This window comes from Sphingobium sp. PAMC28499, assembly GCF_004795815.1.
Classification (GTDB): domain Bacteria; phylum Pseudomonadota; class Alphaproteobacteria; order Sphingomonadales; family Sphingomonadaceae; genus Sphingobium; species Sphingobium yanoikuyae.
In genome coordinates this window covers 3,505,388-3,522,181 of the sequence record NZ_CP039248.1, presented here as the reverse complement: position 1 = coordinate 3,522,181, position 16,794 = coordinate 3,505,388, and the positions used below count along the sequence as shown (strand labels likewise).

At 62.0% G+C, this 16,794-nt stretch carries 16 protein-coding genes and 1 riboswitch; of the genes, 12 read left to right on the top strand and 4 right to left on the bottom strand.

Going from position 1 to position 16,794, the window contains the following annotated elements:
- Positions 1–2,136, bottom strand: coding sequence for a TonB-dependent receptor (locus E5554_RS16825; protein ID WP_136187489.1), 2,136 nt, complete (start codon positions 2,134–2,136; stop codon positions 1–3).
- A gap of 187 nt (positions 2,137–2,323) precedes the next feature.
- Positions 2,324–2,566, bottom strand: a riboswitch (cobalamin riboswitch).
- Positions 2,567–2,708: 142 nt separating this feature from the next.
- On the opposite strand from E5554_RS16825, the gene E5554_RS16820 reads away from it, so the two are divergent.
- From E5554_RS16820 to E5554_RS16780, 9 genes are all read left to right on the top strand, one after another.
- The gene (locus tag E5554_RS16820; protein WP_348769736.1) at positions 2,709–3,287 is read left to right on the top strand and encodes an RNA polymerase sigma factor; all 579 of its coding nucleotides are present in this window, start codon (positions 2,709–2,711) and stop codon (positions 3,285–3,287) included.
- Between the two features lie 21 nt (positions 3,288–3,308).
- Complete coding sequence (locus tag E5554_RS16815; RefSeq protein WP_136187487.1) at positions 3,309–4,376, top strand: FecR family protein; 1,068 nt, start codon at positions 3,309–3,311, stop codon at positions 4,374–4,376.
- A 122-nt stretch (positions 4,377–4,498) separates the two neighbouring features.
- Complete coding sequence (locus tag E5554_RS16810) at positions 4,499–7,012, top strand: TonB-dependent receptor (RefSeq protein WP_136187486.1); 2,514 nt, start codon at positions 4,499–4,501, stop codon at positions 7,010–7,012.
- 213 nt (positions 7,013–7,225) lie between these two features.
- Entirely contained in the window at positions 7,226–8,854 is a 1,629-nt protein-coding gene (locus tag E5554_RS16805; RefSeq protein ID WP_136187485.1) for a PepSY-associated TM helix domain-containing protein, read from the top strand.
- A complete protein-coding gene (locus E5554_RS16800) occupies positions 8,851–9,153 on the top strand; it encodes an iron transporter (RefSeq protein WP_136187484.1) in 303 nt (100 codons plus the stop codon). The genes E5554_RS16805 and E5554_RS16800 overlap by 4 nt, the downstream gene beginning before the upstream one ends.
- Positions 9,150–9,977 carry a DUF3325 domain-containing protein gene (locus E5554_RS16795; RefSeq protein WP_136187483.1) on the top strand — a complete coding sequence of 276 codons (828 nt, stop codon included), beginning with the start codon at positions 9,150–9,152 and terminating at the stop codon, positions 9,975–9,977. The genes E5554_RS16800 and E5554_RS16795 overlap by 4 nt, the downstream gene beginning before the upstream one ends.
- Positions 9,974–10,336, top strand: coding sequence for a hypothetical protein (locus tag E5554_RS16790; protein ID WP_136187482.1), 363 nt, complete (start codon positions 9,974–9,976; stop codon positions 10,334–10,336). The genes E5554_RS16795 and E5554_RS16790 overlap by 4 nt, the downstream gene beginning before the upstream one ends.
- A 4-nt stretch (positions 10,337–10,340) precedes the next feature.
- The gene (locus E5554_RS16785) at positions 10,341–11,153 is read left to right on the top strand and encodes an energy transducer TonB (protein ID WP_136187481.1); all 813 of its coding nucleotides are present in this window, start codon (positions 10,341–10,343) and stop codon (positions 11,151–11,153) included.
- An 83-nt stretch (positions 11,154–11,236) separates the two neighbouring features.
- Positions 11,237–11,596 carry a hypothetical protein gene (locus E5554_RS16780; RefSeq protein WP_136187480.1) on the top strand — a complete coding sequence of 120 codons (360 nt, stop codon included), beginning with the start codon at positions 11,237–11,239 and terminating at the stop codon, positions 11,594–11,596.
- Positions 11,597–11,760: 164 nt separating this feature from the next.
- On the opposite strand, the gene E5554_RS16775 is transcribed toward E5554_RS16780, so the two are convergent.
- Positions 11,761–12,012 (bottom strand): hypothetical protein, encoded by a 252-nt coding sequence (locus E5554_RS16775; protein ID WP_136187479.1) that lies wholly within the window; start codon positions 12,010–12,012, stop codon positions 11,761–11,763.
- A 159-nt stretch (positions 12,013–12,171) separates the two neighbouring features.
- On the bottom strand, positions 12,172–12,516 hold the full coding sequence (locus E5554_RS16770; RefSeq protein ID WP_136187478.1) for a DUF6538 domain-containing protein: 345 nt from the start codon (positions 12,514–12,516) through the stop codon (positions 12,172–12,174).
- Positions 12,517–12,819: 303 nt separating this feature from the next.
- Between E5554_RS16770 and E5554_RS16765 the strand changes: the two genes are divergently transcribed.
- The gene (locus E5554_RS16765; RefSeq protein WP_157228513.1) at positions 12,820–14,070 is read left to right on the top strand and encodes a tyrosine-type recombinase/integrase; all 1,251 of its coding nucleotides are present in this window, start codon (positions 12,820–12,822) and stop codon (positions 14,068–14,070) included.
- Positions 14,071–14,133: 63 nt separating this feature from the next.
- Here E5554_RS16765 and E5554_RS16760 read toward each other — a convergent pair whose 3' ends face one another.
- The gene (locus E5554_RS16760) at positions 14,134–15,039 is read right to left on the bottom strand and encodes a LysR family transcriptional regulator (protein ID WP_017501548.1); all 906 of its coding nucleotides are present in this window, start codon (positions 15,037–15,039) and stop codon (positions 14,134–14,136) included.
- Positions 15,040–15,246: 207 nt separating this feature from the next.
- On the opposite strand from E5554_RS16760, the gene E5554_RS16755 reads away from it, so the two are divergent.
- A complete protein-coding gene (locus E5554_RS16755; protein WP_017501549.1) occupies positions 15,247–16,359 on the top strand; it encodes an S-(hydroxymethyl)glutathione dehydrogenase/class III alcohol dehydrogenase in 1,113 nt (370 codons plus the stop codon).
- Positions 16,360–16,384: 25 nt separating this feature from the next.
- On the top strand, positions 16,385–16,786 hold the full coding sequence (locus E5554_RS16750) for a VOC family protein (RefSeq protein WP_199909717.1): 402 nt from the start codon (positions 16,385–16,387) through the stop codon (positions 16,784–16,786).
- Positions 16,787–16,794: the final 8 nt, after the last annotated feature.

The window sequence follows — 16,794 nt, the reverse complement described above, 5'->3', positions numbered from 1 at the left end:
TCAGAACCGCTGTTCGAACGTCACCGCGACGCTGCGCGGCTCACCCAGCACCCACTGCGAGGTGGAATAGCTGTTCTGGACGTAGATCCGGTCGAAGACATTGCGCAGGTTGAGCGTCACGCTCGTCTTCTCTCCAAGGTCGTAGCGCGCCGAGGCGTCGACGAGCGTATAGGCCGGAATGCGACGGGTATTGGCGGCATCCGAATAGCGCTTGCCGACATGGCGCAGGCCGGTGTCGAGGTGCAGCGGTTGCACCGGCCGCCAAGAAAGCCACAGATTGGCTGCCTTTTCGGCAACGCCGATCGGCATGTTGCCGCTGCGGCTGACAAGCTCCGTGCCGACAAGTTCGTCGAAGTCGTCATATTGCGCGTTCAGGATCGTGCCGTTGGCCAGGATGCTGAAGGACTTGGTCACGGCCAGTCCGAACGATGCCTCGACGCCGTAGGACGATTGCTGGCCGACCTGCACAGACACCGTGGGATCATTGGCGGAGCGCGTCAGGATCTTCGTCTTGACGATGCGATAGCCCGACAGGGTGAACTCGCCGCGGCCGTCCAGGAAGGTCGCCTTGGCGCCCGCTTCCCATTGCCGCCCGGTCGATACATCGAAGCTGGTCTGTGCCAGCGTAGCGGTGAGGAACGCCGTCACCGGGTCCGCTGCCGCCGAATATTGCGCGTAAAGCGAGATCGTGTCCGTGGGATTATAGACCAGTCCCGCGCGCCAACTGGTGCTGGGATAGCGCGCGGTGTAGTCGGCGGTCGGATCGAGCGCATCGTGGCGCTCGGTCTTCGGGCGATCGTAGCGCAGGCCCGTCACCAGCGACAGTCGATCCGTCAGCGAGAGGCGGCTTTCGCCAAACAGCGCCCATTGCTGCACATCTGTCTTATACTTGTACCGGGTGCCGAAGGCGCCATCCAGAAACGTGCCGGGCGCGTAGTCGTAGGGATCCACCAGATCGGAGCGGGAATTGGGCGAACTGTCGGTACGCAGCAGCGATCCGCTGTTATACTCTCCGCCCAGGCTTAGGCGGTGGTTCATGCCCAGCAATGTGTGGTCGAACACAGCGTTGAAGCGGTCGCCCCACTGCTTGGTCTTGTAGAAGATTTCCAGATAGCTCGACCGGCGGATCTGATCGCCGGACCAGGCATAGCCCTCCGCATTGCGCCAGTGCTTGAAACCGGTGAGATAGTAGGCGACGTTGGTGATCGCCACGCCGTCCGCCGGCGTCCATTCCGCCTTGGCTTGGGTCCAGGCGTCGTCGAAGCGCAACGAGCGGTCGGCGATATTGTAGTTCTTCTTGCGGATATCGCGGACCAGCTTGCCATCACGCAGCGGCGTGCCGTACCAGATCGTCGGATCTAGATCGGCGCGATCATGCGTCAGGGTCAGCACCAGATCGTCACTGGCCTGGTAGCGCAGCGCGGCCGACAGGGCGAGACTACGGGAGCGTCCGCGCTCCATCCAGCCGTCCGACCGGTTGTAGCTGAGATCCACGCGGTAGGAGAGCTTGTCCCCGATCGGCCCGCCGATCCCGCCGGCCGCTGCATATGTATCGAAAGAGCCGCCGCTGAGGCGTAGTTCACCTTCGAACTCTTCGGTGTTGGGCTTCTTGCGCACAACGTTGATCGCGCCGCCGATGCCGCCTTCGCCGTACAGTACGGAAGCAGCGCCGCGCAGCACCTCGATGCGCTCGGCCATCCAGGGATCAGCGGGGAAGGTCTGCGTGGTCGTCGTATAGACCCGCATGCCGTCATAGAGCTGCATCACCGAGGTGTAGCCGGTGAACCCGCGTGAACTCAGGGAATAGCCGAATGCCGAGGAGTTGTTGATCAGGCCCGGCGCGCGCGCCGCCGCCGCAACGACCGTGCGGTCACCAAGACTGCGGATCATCTCCTTGGTGATGACATCGACGCTCGCGGGCGTCTGCATCGGCGTCAGGCCAAGGCGGCTGGAGGCATCGGCCTGCTGGCCAAGTTGCAGGACGCCGGCCTTGCGCGCCGTGACGACGATATTTTCCGTGCCATCGGGCGCGGGCTCGGCGGTCTCCTGAGCATGCGTTGCGGTGACACTCGCCGCCAGTGCGCAACATGATGCGCCGGAACGGATTAGGCCGGAAAGAAGCGATCGTGTATTCATGTGTAACCCCCGTTGCGTTTTCCAGTCGAACAGACAGGTTCCCGCGCAGGAGGACGTCCCCTCGCACGGGCGCAGCGGTGGAGACCGGGCGCAAACGAGCGACCGGCGGAACCCACCGTTGCGGCCTGGCCGCAAGTTCGTCGCTCAGACGGAGTACACCGTGCCGCGGCCATCCCCTGGACCAAGGCAAGAGCGACCGGACGCTGGCAGGTCTCCTGGCTCACGGGTCATCGCACGATGCACGGCCTTCCCAGGCCTCGCAGGAGTTAGCGTCCGGCCCAGTGGCTGCGACAGGCATCCTTGGCCTGCCGAGATATGCATCGCGCTATCCGCTTACAGTTGCAGGGACAGCCTCGGCTTCAGGGGCAGTACCTCTCCACCGCGTTCCCTTTTAAGCCTCTTTCGAAGCACCAACGCGATCTTGTCCCCCGGTAGGGGACGGGCTGGGAACTATGGGCTATCGAACAGGATAGCAAGAAATTCGTAGAACGTGGAATTTGGTCATGCCTGGACGGCCGGTATGCGGCTGTCCCTGACGCTCAGGTGCTGAACACACCGCCCCGTTAGCAGTCATGAACAAGCGGCACATGAGTTGTTGCGAACGATTATCAATGCACGTAATGCGTCGGCAGATAGCGATGCTCAACAACGCCGCCGCCCTTACGCGCCTGCTCCTGCAAGAGCGCACGTCGCTCCTGCGACTTGTCGAAAGCATATTGCGCGATCGGCCGGCAGCGGAAGACGTCACGCAAAGCCTCTGGTTCAAGGTGCAGCGTATTGAGGATGATCCGCCAATCCTGAACAAGCGGGCCTATCTGTTCAGGCTGGCAGCCAATCTGGCGAAGGATCGCATCAGGGCGGACGGCAGATATGCTGCCCTGTTCCACGCCGCCGATACGCTCCCCGAGGAAGTCCCGGCCGACATGGTTGGAGCCGATACCGAACTGTCCGATCGCCAGCGTCTGGCCGTGACGATGGCCGCGATCGACGAACTCCCCGCGCGAACCAGAGAAATCTTCATCCTGCGCAAATTTGACGAACTTACTCTGGACGACATTGCGCATCGGATCGGGATTTCCCGCAGCATGGTCGTCCGACATCTCCAGCAGGCCTTGCGACATTGCATGACCCGATTAGGGGAAAGCGAATGAGGCGATTTGTTGGCTTGCGGAGTGTCCGGATGCCGCTTTCGAACGTCAATGATTATGGAGAGTGTGAAATTTCCATGGTTGAGACGGGAGAAGCGATCGGAATGCATTATGGGCGCTGACGAGGATGCCCCGGATCCGATCGAGGATGCCGCGACGCGCTGGGCGATCGAACAGGATGCCGGCCTGAGCGATGATGGCATTGCGGCCCTGGAACAATGGCTGGGCAGCGATCCGCGTCACCCACCGGCCTTTGAAATGGCCCGTGCGGCGTGGCGCTTCATGGGGCATCCGGCCATTCGTTCGGAAGTGACGCAGCGCAGGCTTAGCGAGCCGCCAATGCCAGGCTATCCGCCGGTCGGCCGACCGGAAGGCAAAAGAAAATGGATTGCGCCCGCCGTCGCGGCCAGCGTCGCCCTTCTTGTCGCGGGCGCGATCGGGGACTGGCCGACGGCGCTGCGGTCCGATGCGATGACGGCGACGGGCGAACAGCGCACCATGACCCTTGCCGATGGATCGCAGGTCCAGCTCAATACCGACAGCGCCATATCCATCGATTACCAGCCGGATCGCCGGATCGTGCATGTGCTGAAAGGCGAAGCCGCCTTTTCGGTGGCGCGCGATCCCCGGCGCCCATTCTCGGTCGAAGCGAAAGGCGGATCGGCCACGGCGCTGGGCACGCGGTTCATCGTCGATCGTCATGCCGACAGGACGCGGGTTACCGTTACCCTGCACAGCGTTCGCGTGGCAGCGCCGGGCGCCGGGGGCTCCATCGCGATCTTGAAGGAAGGCCAGTCCGTCAGATATGACAGGAACGGCGTTGGTTCCGTTCGCACTGTCGATGCAAATGCGGTCTCCGCCTGGACCCGCAAACGGCTTGTCTTCGTGGACCAGCCGCTGCGAGCCGTGGTGGCGGAGCTCAATCGCTATCATCCGGGATATATCGGCATCATCGGCACCGATCTGGGCAACCGGCGCGTCAGCGGGATTTTCCGCACCGACAATCCCGTCGCCGCGCTCGACACACTCCAGGCATCCTTGAAGTTGGCCTCCATCCGTCTCACCGACCGGGTGATTTTCATTCACGGCTGAACCCACAAAAAAATTCGGCTCCCCGGTTCTCACTTCGAGATTTGAGACGTCATGTTCTTGAAGGCGCTTCGCATTAGCGAATTGCCATTCATATAAGATGCCTGAATTTTGGGGGTTAACACGTGAAGATTGTAGAGGCCGGCAAGGCTGCTGTGGCGGGATTTCGCACTGTCATTCCGGCGACGTTGCTCGCGACGACCGCGCTGGGCGCCGGGATCGTCATGCCAACGAGCGCCTATGCCCAGGAGCGCAGCTATAATGTGCCCGCCGGGCCGCTGGCCGTTGCACTCAACCGCCTTGGCGAGGCGGCCGATATCGAAATCATCTATGATGCAGACCTGACGAACGGCATCGCCAGTCCGGGCCTTCAGGGCAGCTATGGCCCGGCCGAGGCGCTATCGCGCCTGCTGGTCGGAACAGGCCTCACCTTCCGGCAGAGTGGCGCGCGCTCCTATACGCTCGAAAGAGCGCCCAGGTCTGCTGAGGGGGCGGTCCAGCTGGGACCGGTGAGGGTCGAGGGCGCAACTGCAACCATGACGGCCAACGGCACCGATGGCGCGGACCTTGCCCTGACGATGACCGAGGGGACGAAGTCCCTTGCCGGGCAATATGCACAGGTCGGCGGCAAGTCGGCGCAGCGGCTGCGCGACATCCCCCGCAGCGTCACGGTGCTGACCGCGCAGGAGATCGAGGACAAGGATATCACCACCGTGACCGCCGCGCTCGATCAGGTGACGGGCATCTACGTGGCCTCCTATAATGCCCGTACCCCCGTATTCTATTCGCGCGGCTTTCTGATGCAGAACCTGACGATAGACGGCGGCAGCCCCATGCGCATGCATGACGGCCTGCAATCGATCATCAACGGCGTCGGCCTGCCCAATCTGCTCGCCTATGACCATGTCGAGGTGATGCGCGGTGCGGATGGGCTCTATTCGGGAAACGGGGATGCCAGCGGCACGGTCAACCTTGTGCGCAAGCGCCCGACGACCAAGCGCCAGATCAAGTTCGCAGCCTATGCGGGAAGCTGGGACAATTACCGCGCAGAGCTTGACGTGGGCGGGCCGCTCAATGCTTCGGGCACATTGCGGGCGCGCGTGGTGGCGGGCTGGCAGGACGCGGATTCCTATTTCACCGGCGCCTATACCAAGGACAAGTTCGGCTATGGCATCATTGAATGGGACGCAGGCGCGCATACAACGCTGTCGGCGGGCCTGAGCTATGACGATCTGAATACGCAGAAATATGAACGCACATTGGCATGGCGTTCGGGCAGTCTCGGCACGCCGGAGAATCTGCCGATCCTGTCGAAGCGGGATTCCTGGATGCCCGAATGGTCCTATGACAAGGCGCAGACCCTGCAATATTTCGCCAAGGCCAGCCACGATTTCAGCCCCGACTGGAACCTGACCGTCAACCTCACCCGCAGCGAAGTCGATTCCGACGAGCTTTATGGCTATTATGGCATCGGCATCAATTCCGATGCGGCAGTCCCCAGCGGCTTCTTCATGCGCTGGATGTCGCACGGCTATTCCAACCAGACGATGGCGGACGCCAATTTGAAGGGCAAGTTTACCCTGTTCGGCCGGCAGCACGACGTTGCCGTCGGCGCGAACTGGTCGCGCAGCGACGCCAATTCGACCAACCCGATTGGCAGTATCGCCGGCGTGACGGTTGACGATTACCTGACCTATTATCGCTACACCAAGCCGACTGCGGCCGAAATATCGACCTGGAGCGGCTATGGTGAATGGGGCAGCGTCTATGGCGAAGACGGCTGGGTCACGAGCCGTTACGGCTTCTGGGGCACGCTGGGCATGCATATCGCCGATCCGGTCAAGGTGATTATCGGTGGGCGCTACAGCCGCAACGAGAATTTCCGGGGCCAGACGATCGGCAAGTTCGTGCCTTACGCGGCCGTCACCTATGAGGTCTCGCCCGACTGGACGACCTATGCCAGCTACTCCGAAATCTTCGAGCCGATGCAGAACATCGTGCCGATCGGCCAGTGGCACGAGGATGCCACCCAGATCAGCTTTTCGGACAAGCCGACCACCGGCCGCAACTTCGAGGGCGGCGTCAAGGGTGACCTCAACGGAGGTGCATTGCAGGCGGCCTTTTCGGTGTTCTACATCGAGAAGAACAACGTCTACGTGAATGATGAAACGCAGGGGCAGGTCGTCATCCCCGGCTATGGCACCACCTATATGCAGCGCGTGGCGAAGCTTCAGACCAGCAAGGGGTTCGACGCCGAACTGAAAGGCGCGCTGACGCAGAGCTGGCAGGTTTCCGCCGGATACACGTTCAACGTGACCAAGAACAAGGAAGACGACGAAGGCGGCCCGATCCTGCTCTGGGCACCCAAGCATTCGGCGCGGGTGTGGAGCACCTATCAGCTTCCTGATGCGCTGGAGGGGCTGCGCCTTGGTGCCGGCGTCCGCGTGTTCGGCAACTCGGACTTGCGCAAGGGCTATGCCGTGATCGGCGCCAGTGCCGATTACGAGATCAACCGGCATCTGACGCTGGGTGTCTACCTCGATAATCTGGCAAACAAGACGTACCGCGTCTCCACCAGCAGCGCGGCGACTTATGGCAATCCCCGCAACTTCATGGTGACGCTGCGCGGAACCTACTGAGCCGATGACCCGCGCGAAACCTCCGACATTCCCAGTCGAAGGTTTCGCGCGGGATATGGCGGCGAACGCCCCGCTCCAAAGGCCGCTTTGCTCGGTCAGGCAAGCCACGCGCGGGCATGGGCCGGGTCATGTTGCGAGAGAAAATGTGAAAATCCACAGCGGTCAAACGTCTAACTGACAGACGCTCTCCAAACGGTATTGAAAAGCAATCGCATGAAAGACGCATTCCGCCAGTCGATGGCCTGGCTGCACACCTGGGTTGGATTGGTGGCAGGCTGGCTGCTGTTCTTCGTCTTCGTGACCGGCACGGCGGGCTATTTCCAGCAGGAGATTAGCCGCTGGATGCAGCCCGAGCGGGTGGTCACGGTGGCGCCCGCCGAGGTCGATCGCACGATCCTGGCCGACCGGGCCATCGAACGATTGACCACAGTCGCACCGGTCGCCGCGAGTTGGCAGATCATCTTCCCCTACCGGCAACAGGGGGACCGCGACTGGCAGAATTTCTCCATCCGCTGGGAGGAAATGCCGAGCGGGACGCATGACTATGGCGCTAGCAGCAATGAGCGCCTTGACCCGGCCAGCGGCGCCGTCCTGCCGCCCGATCCCGAACCGCGAGAGACGGCGGGCGGCGTTGGCCTCTACCGCATGCACTATGCACTGCATTACCTGCCCTATGACTGGGCGATCCGGATCGTTGGCATAGCCACGATGCTGATGCTGCTGGCGATCGTCAGCGGGGTCATCACCCACAAGAAGATCTTCAAGGACTTCTTCACCTTCCGCCCCGGCAAGGGCCAGCGTTCCTGGCTGGACGCGCATAATGTGGTCAGCGTGATGGCGCTGCCCTTCTTCCTGATGATCACCTATAGCGGGCTGGTCTTCTTTCTCTTCGCCTACATGCCCGCCGGCAAGGACGTGATCTACGGCACCGACCCGGAAACGAGCGGGGCCTATTATGATGAACTGTACGAAGGCGGCGAGCATAAGCATGCGCCGATAGGCCGCCCGGCAGCACCGCTCGCGCCCATGATCGCACAGGCCGGCAAGGCGTGGGGCATGGACCAGATCGCCTGGATCACCGTCGAGCGGATGGAAGGCGAGGTGTCGGCAGTGGAAATCACCCACGTCCCGATGGGCCTTGGGCGCAATGATGCGGCAACCATGCGGTTCAACGCCGACACCGGCCAGCGCCTGCCCGATGAGCCGGCCTCCAGCGGCGCGCCGGGCGTGACACAGAGCGTGCTATTCAACCTGCATGAAGGCCTCTACGCCGATCTCTGGGGGCGCTGGGCCTATTTTGCGTCTGGCCTGCTTGGCTGCGCGATGGTCGGTACGGGACTGGTGCTGTGGTCGGTCAAGCGGCGCCGCTTTCATCTGAACGAAGACCGCGGGCATCAGGAGCCGTTCGGCGTGCGTCTGGTCGAGAGCCTTAACGTCGCCACGATTGCGGGCCTGCCGCTGGCTGTAGCGGGCTTCTTCTGGGCCAACCGACTGCTTCCGGTCGACATGATGGACCGTGCGGCCTGGGAATATCACAGTCTGTTCGCGCTATGGCTGGGCACGCTGTTCTACGCGCTGGGCCGTCCACTGCGTCGGGCATGGATCGAACTGCTGTGGGCGAGTTGCGCCGCTTTCGCCTGCGTGCCGCTGCTGAATGCGCTGACGACCGGGCGGGGGCTGCCGGTCTCGCTGAGCAAGGGAGACTGGGTATTCGCCGGGTTCGATCTCACCATGCTGGGCCTCGCCGGTGCCTTCGCCTTCACAGCCCGCAAGGTGCAGCGGCGCTTGCGCCCAGTGACGGTTCCGGCGCGGCAACCCGTGCTGCGGGCGGTGCAGGCATGAGCCGGGGCAAGTCCGTTTCCGTTGGCTATCGCCTGGCGGTCGCATCGCGGGTCGCAGGCGCATTTCTGGGCGGTTACGCGCTGATCTCCGCCGCAACCGTGCTGCTCGCGCTCGTCTGGCCGCTTCCCAAGGCGCAAGCGGTGCTGAGCGCATCCATGTTGAGCTTTGCGCTCTATGCGGGGTTCGTCATCTGGGCCTTCCATGTCCGTCGCCTGCGGTGGATCTGGGGCGTCGTGCTGGGCGGCACGGCATTGCTGAGCGCGGCGGCATGGCTGTTCGGTGCGGGAAGTGCAGCGTGAGCGGCGTGCATCTCGCCATGCTGGCGCTGAGCTTCCTTGGCTTCGTGGCGCTGGCCGTGGGCATGGAGCGCCATGCCAAACATCTGCTGCGCATCGTGCCCGCGCCGCATTGGCGCCTGGGCGCGCGAATTGGTGGCTGGGCGCTCCTGGCAGGCGCACTGGCGCTTGGCATCGCCGGGCTTGTGACGGCCGGAGTCGGCATTGCCATATGGACCGGATGGATTGGCCTCGCTGCGGTCGCACTCGTCTTCGCCCTGCCGAAATGGCCGTGGCAGCCGCCGGTCAAGGCCAGCGCGGACCGTAGCCCGCGCAGGAAGACCGCGCTGATCGACGACGAACCGATCCGCCAATCCCGGCGCTGGATCGGCTGGCTTCTGCTGGCTTCGACCGCTGCAGCCTTTGCCATTGCCTTCGCACAGGTGGAGACCAAGCCATTGGAACGCGAGGATGCGATACATGGTCAGGTCGGCCCCTGGACTTTCACTTTTGCCGAGACTGACCGTGATGGCCCGGAACTGGTCGACATGGATGTGCCGATGAAAGCCTATCGCCTGCGCTTTTGCGAAAGCTGCGACAGCCAGATCCTGCGCGTCACCCTCAAGGTCAATCGCCCACGCGCCATGCGCGCTTCGGGCGTCGCGTTCGAGGGTGCGCGCTGGGAGCGTTCGACACAGATCCAGTTGCCCTCCAATCTCACCGCCAGGAGTGAATTATGGATGACGGTTGTGGGCAAGGACGGCGCGGTCCATCAGACATCGTGGCCGATGGCCGCTGTCTCGCCTGCGACCGTCACCTGGTTCGCCCATCAGGAGCGCACGAAATGACAGCCGTGAGAAAATCTCTAGCCTGTGGGGTGGCCGTCATCATCGGCGTCTTGTCGACGCCCGTACTGGCGCATGAACCGATCCTCAAATGCGTGTTGCTGGACCCGGCGACTGTCCGGTGCCGGGGAGGCTACGCCGAAGGGGAGACAGCACAGGGCGAGCGCCTTGAGGTGATTGATCATGCCGACAGGAGGCTGCTGGCCGGCAAACTGGGCAAGGATGGCACGCTGACCTTCGCGCGGCCCAAAGGCCCCTATTATGTCCTGTTCGACGTAGGGCCCGGCCATCAGGCGGTCGTCGAACATGATGAGATCAGCCTGCCGAGGGCGAGCGACCGAGCCCGTTGGGTGAGGAAATGAGAGCATGACGGTCAATCGCAGCAGCGCGCGGGTTGCTCCTCTGGCCTATGATGCGTCGGACGATCCTGCCCGCCAGACGGGCCTCGTCGATATGGGGGCGATATCAGCAGCGTCAGAATGGGGGGCATCGGGTCGCTATGCGGACCAGCCCATGAGCCTTCAGACGCGGCTGTTCGGAATGGGCGGGGTTTGCTGCGTCGCCATGGTCATAGCCGCTGGCCTGTTTTTGTCCTGGCAGGTCTACACTGCAATAAAGCCAACGCCAGCGCTCAGCGTGTTCGACATTGCTGCTCCCGCCGCACCGCCCGAACCGCAGCGGCAGGTGTCCCCCGGCCCCGAACAGGTCCAGAAGGAAAAGGCGCAACTGCAGCCCGATCGCCCCAGGATCGAGGTGCCCGAAATAGAGATCCCAAGCCAGAACCCAGTCACGCTGGTTGCGGCCAAGCCTGTCATCGATCCCGGCCCGCCGATCGAGAAGACCACGGCGCCGGAAACCAAGCCGGCACCGCCCGCGCAGAAGGCCAGCGATGCCAAACCCAGTTGGGAAGGCCTGGTGCTGGGCGCGCTCAACAAGGTGAAGCGCTATCCGCGGGAGGCGGCGTTCCGGCGCCAGCAGGGCGTGCCGTATATCCGCTTCGTCATGAACCGCGAGGGCAAGGTGCTTTCCGTGCGACTGGAGCGGTCCTCGGGCGTCCGCTCCCTCGACGACGAGGCTCTCAGCCTGCCCAAGCGGGCCTCGCCGCTGCCCAGACCGCCTGAAGAGGTGAAGGGCGACAGCATCGAACTGGTGGTCCCCGTAGAGTTTTTCATGTCCTGAAAACCCTCATTGGGCCTGAAAACCCTCATTGGGAGAGTGTCGCATTGACAATAATCGCCCGAGGATCGCCGCGTCGAACGGCGATGGCGCTCAAGCGCCGTTCGTTTATCGAACAGCGCGTCATCCGCATGCTGCGAGGAGACCAGACTGACGATCGAGCCCTGTTCCTTTATGAGGCGCAATTTGGTCGGCTCCGTGATCTGGCGCACCGCGCTGGCATGCGGGTCAATGTGCCCGGTACTAGCTGGCTCGGCCGTGACGAGCTTTCGCTGCTGGCCTGGCTGGCGCAGGCGCAGCGGGTACTGAGCTATACGAAATCATTCCATCGCGACGCCATGCTTACGCTCACCGTGGTTCACTGCGCTGGCACTCTCAACGCGTTGGGTATTCAACTGCCGCCTCTCACCCTCCAGCATGCGTCGACAGTCGAGGAGGCCGAATAACGTCCCACCTCGCGCGGCGCAAAAGTCGGCCATGCGTTCCGTGACAGGCGGTTCAGCAGCCCATCTCGGTCGTGGCGAGTAGGGAGTCCGATTCGGGTTCTCAGATCGCGTCCGCATCATCGAGATGCCGCTTAAGCTTTTGCAGCATCCGATGGACCAGAAATTTATGCGCCGAACCAACCAGCGTCATGTGGGCCCGGCCGGATCTGATCCAGCAGCGGCAAGCATGCCACATGCTTCTTCGACTGCGTTGGCAGCCGTGCCATCGCTTCGCGAAAATCGATGACCATGTTCCGGTCGACATCGGTGACATCGATGTCGCCGAATAGTTTGGCGAAACGACGGATCGAAACGCGCCATTCATCGCAAAGCTTCCGCGCCGAAGCGGGCTGCTTGGTGGCCCAATCCTCGTACACCCTTGCCGGAAACGGCGCCTTTCCGCATCGCGGTCGTCACATTGTGCCGTGAATGGATGAGCGCCTGCATTGATGGGTCGCGATAGGCAGGGTAGGGATTGCCCGCCAGAGGATGGCTATCACCGGACTGAAGACCCAATTCCTCCGCCATAGGGCATTTCAGATGGTCTGTTTCGGCCAGAGCGATCCCATCGCGTTCGTGAGAAATGGCTTTGTCCATACTGCCCAACTCGACGGACAGTCTGCTAGATAGCCATCGATCGCATCCGTGCCGGCAAGCGTGTCCCGTGCCTTGAGTCCAAGCTTGATCAGTTCGAACTTTTTCAGCCAGTCATATTGGTGAGCAGTGCCCAGTCGTCGGGCTTCGCCGAGATCGTCCGTGCAGAGTGGCTGCTTGATTTCTGCATTGCCGACCTGCCCCCGATAATGGGGCGGTACGACCATGCGGAACCGATATTGCGAGGAGTTTTTGCGCTTTAAGGGGAAGAGCAATCGAGTGCTCATATGGACCACCTAAATGGACCGCCTGACCTCGAGATATGGGCGCACCTGCCGGAGTTTCTCGCAAATCTGCTGAAAATCCCCGAAATGGTGACCCCTACGGGAATCGAACCCGTGTTTCAGCCGTGAGAGAGAGCCGCCAAGACGTCTGGGGACACTCTGGGATGCATTTAATTTCATATACTTAGCATTGTGGCATCCTTGCGAATCCAAGGCAGTCCTGCTATAGCAAAAGGACAAGAAATCGGATGGTCCCTTTCGCTTATGGCTCGCATAGTTGCCGACATTCGTATCCAGGATCGGGCCGTGCGCCTGCGCCTGCCGGTCAAGACCAAGGCCTATTGGCGGCTCGTCTCCGAGGGCTTCCATATCGGCTATTACAAGGGCGCGCGGAAGGTCAGCTGGGTGGTCCGTTTCCGGCGCACCGATGTGCCCAATGCCTATTTGAACGCCACGTTGGGCGAGCCAGACGACGTCCGTGACGCTGACGATGATACGATCCTCAGCTGGAAGCAGGCGCTGGCAAAAGCGCTCGAATGGGTCGAGCGGCAGACGAGCGGTGCGCCGGCAGCGCTTGACCCCAACATCACCGTCGGGACGGCGATCTCGGCCTATGTCGTGCGACGCGACGCGCGGCGCGCGGCACAGGCGGGAAGGGATGTCCGGTCGGATGCCCATTACAAGCTCAACAAGCATGTCCTCGGCGACAAGCGGATGGCAGGGTTGGCACTCAAGGATTTGTCGGAGGCGGATCTGCGCGCCTGGCAGAAGCGACTGGCCCGACAGAAGTTCACCAGCACGCAGCGGCTGCTCAACGATTTCAAGGCGGCCCTCAATGCGGCCTGGGCAGAGCATCGCAAGGTTCTTCCGGTCGATCTGCCGCTGACCATCAAATATGGCTTGTCCCTCGAAGCCCCGGCGGTGACCGAGTCGAAGGCCCGTGAGAACCAGATTTTGGCCGATGCCGAGGTGCGCCGGATCGTCGCGGCCGCCTGCGCCATGGACGAGGATCTGGGGCGTCTGGTCGCGGTCATGGCGGCGACCGGTGCCCGATTCGCCCAGTTGCGGCGGATGCAGGTCGCGGATGCGTTGCTGGAGCGGAACCGGCTCATGATCCCGCAATCCTACAAGGGGAATAAGAAGAACAACGAGCATATCCGCGTGGCGATCGGCGACGATATCGTCGAACTGCTGAAGCCGATCGTGGAGGATCGGTCGTCGAGTGCGCCGTTGTTGGAACGTTGGCGTGTCCGGCAGGTCTCGGCGGTCAAGTGGGAGCGTTACGAACGAGGGCCATGGAAATCGCCCTCGGAAATGACCCGAAGCTGGAATCAGGTTGTGAAAGAGGCAGGGCTCCCAGCCGCAACCATCCCTTATGCATTACGGCACAGCTCGATCGTTCGGGGCCTCCGCATGGGACTGCCGATTCGCCTCGTGGCCGCGCTGCACGACACCTCCGTCGTGATGATCGAGCGGCATTATTCCCGGTGGATCGTCGATGGTCTGGATGATTTGGTGGCTCGAGCGGTCGTGCCCCTTGTGGATCTTGCTGCCTGAGATGGATGAAGGGCGCCAGCCGATCGTACTGCTGTAGCTGGTGGGATAAATGGAAGTCGAGACTTATCCTGAGGTTCTTTCGTTTCGTGGCCTGTTCATCGCCGGCCCTAACTCATGCAGCAGGCAATCGACGACCTGCTGCACCTTTGGGAGCAAATGGCGCCGCTGGGGATAGACCGCCCAGATCGGTTCATCGTCGGGTTGCATGTCTTCCAGCAGCAGTTCGACCATGCCATGCTTCAGGTACGGCAGGATGTAGAAATCGGGTAGCTGGCAGATGCCCAGGCCGGCAACGCACGCTTCCATCACTGCCTGGCCGCTATTGCAGCGGAACCGCCCCTGGGGCCTGTGAATGACTTCCTGGCCGTCCACCTTGAAATGCCACGTGGCCGCAGAGCCCGCGATACATTCATGCTGATCCAGCGCCTCCACCATTGTCGGTCGTCCAGTCGTGGCAAGGTAACTGGGCGCAGCACAGGTATAAAGTGTGCGTGAGGCAACTCTCGTCGCGATCAGGCGCGAGTCAGTGATTGTGCCTGTTCGCACAGCCAAATCGAAGCCCTCGGCAATCAGATCGGTCACCCGATTGGTGAGTTCGATGGACACATTAAGTCTGGAATGTCGCATGGCAAAGCGACGAATGATTGGCGAGATAAAACGCTCCCCCATGGCTGTGGAGCAGGTGACCCGTAACTCGCCTTGGGGCTCGCTTCGGTCTCCGATCAGCGCAATGGCTTCGTCTCGTTCCTGGGCTATCCGTTCACAGCGCTCGAAAAAAACGCGCCCGGTGTCGGTTAGGCGGACGGTGCGTGTGGTGCGGTGGAACAGTTGCGCCTGTACTCGTTGCTCCAGCGCCATGATCGATCGGCTGACATGGGTTGTCGAGACGCCTAACGATTGCGCCCCGCGCGTGAAAGAGCCTGTCGTCGCAACGCTAACAAATTCGTCGATCCCGTCCCAACTCGACATTTATTATCCCTAATAGGAAATAATTATTTGCTGAATGACTATATTATCACAGCGCGAGCGAATTGCTAGAACCTGAGCACGAAAAGAATATCGGAGGGGCCTGTGGTTTGGCTAACGAGCATCTTCGCATGGTGGTGCGAGAATTTTGCCGGTTGCGCCGAGCCACATCAGCTCATTTCCGACCTTGATCACGAGCAGGAGTGAGACATGAAGACCCGCGCCGCCGTCGCCTTTGAAGCGAAGAAGCCCCTGGAAATCGTCGAGGTAGACCTGGAAGGGCCCCGAGCTGGTGAAGTGCTGGTCGAGATCATGGCGACCGGCATCTGCCATACCGATGCCTATACGCTCGACGGCTTCGACAGCGAGGGTATCTTCCCCTCGATCCTGGGTCATGAAGGCGCGGGCATCGTGCGTGAGGTCGGCGCGGGCGTCACTTCGGTCAAGCCGGGTGATCACGTGATTCCGCTCTACACGCCGGAATGCCGCCAGTGCAAAAGCTGCCTCAGCGGCAAGACCAACCTGTGCACCGCGATCCGCGCGACGCAAGGCAAGGGTCTGATGCCCGACGGCACGACGCGCTTTTCCTACAAGGGCCAGCCGATCTTCCACTATATGGGCTGCTCGACTTTTTCGAACTTCACCGTGTTGCCGGAGATCGCGGTGGCGAAGATCCGCGAGGACGCGCCCTTCCAGTCGAGCTGCTATATCGGTTGCGGCGTGACGACCGGCGTGGGCGCGGTCATCAACACGGCCAAGGTGCAGGTGGGCGACAATGTCGTTATCTTCGGCCTGGGCGGCATCGGTCTCAACGTGATCCAGGGCGCGCGCCTTGTCGGTGCGAACAAGATCATCGGCGTCGACATCAATCCCGACCGTGAGGAATGGGGCCGCAAGTTCGGCATGACCGACTTCCTCAATTCAAAGGGGCTGAGCCGGGAAGAGACGGTGGCGAAGGTCGTGGAACTGACCGACGGCGGCGCCGACTATACGTTCGATGCGACCGGCAATACCGAAGTTATGCGTACCGCGCTGGAAGCCTGCCATCGCGGCTGGGGCACATCGATCATCATCGGCGTAGCCGAAGCGGGTAAAGAAATCGGGACGCGTCCCTTCCAGCTCGTCACAGGCCGCAACTGGCGCGGCACGGCCTTCGGCGGCGCCAAGGGCCGAACCGACGTGCCCAAGATTGTCGACATGTACATGGCCGGCAAGATCGAGATCGACCCGATGATCACCCATGTCATGGGTCTGGAGGAGATCAACACCGCCTTCGACCTGATGCACGCCGGCAAGAGCATTCGCAGCGTGGTTGTGTTCTGACATTCATTTTTGATAGAGTCGGAGAATAAATATGGCAGTGATTTCGGGTGATGGCGTGTTTTCGCACGCCTGCGTCGGCGCAAGCGATCTGCCAGTTTCCACGGCGTTTTACGACGCCGCACTGGCGCCTTTGGGCGTGAAGAATTTGGGGCCCTTTGGTGACAGCGCCATTCTGTATGGCAAGGACAAGCCGGCCTTTCCGGTCCTGCGTCCGGGCAACGGTGAAGCGCCATCCGGCAACGGTGTGACCATCGGCTTTGCGACCTCCAGTCAAGCTGACGTCGATGCATTCCACGCCGCTGGCGTTTCGGCGGGTGGTGCGTGTGAAGGCGCAGCTGGCCCTCGCGGTCACTTGCCCGGCGCCTATGCCGCCTATCTGCGCGATCCGGCCGGGAACAAGGTCTGCGCCTATTTCTTCAGCGAGTGAATGATGGC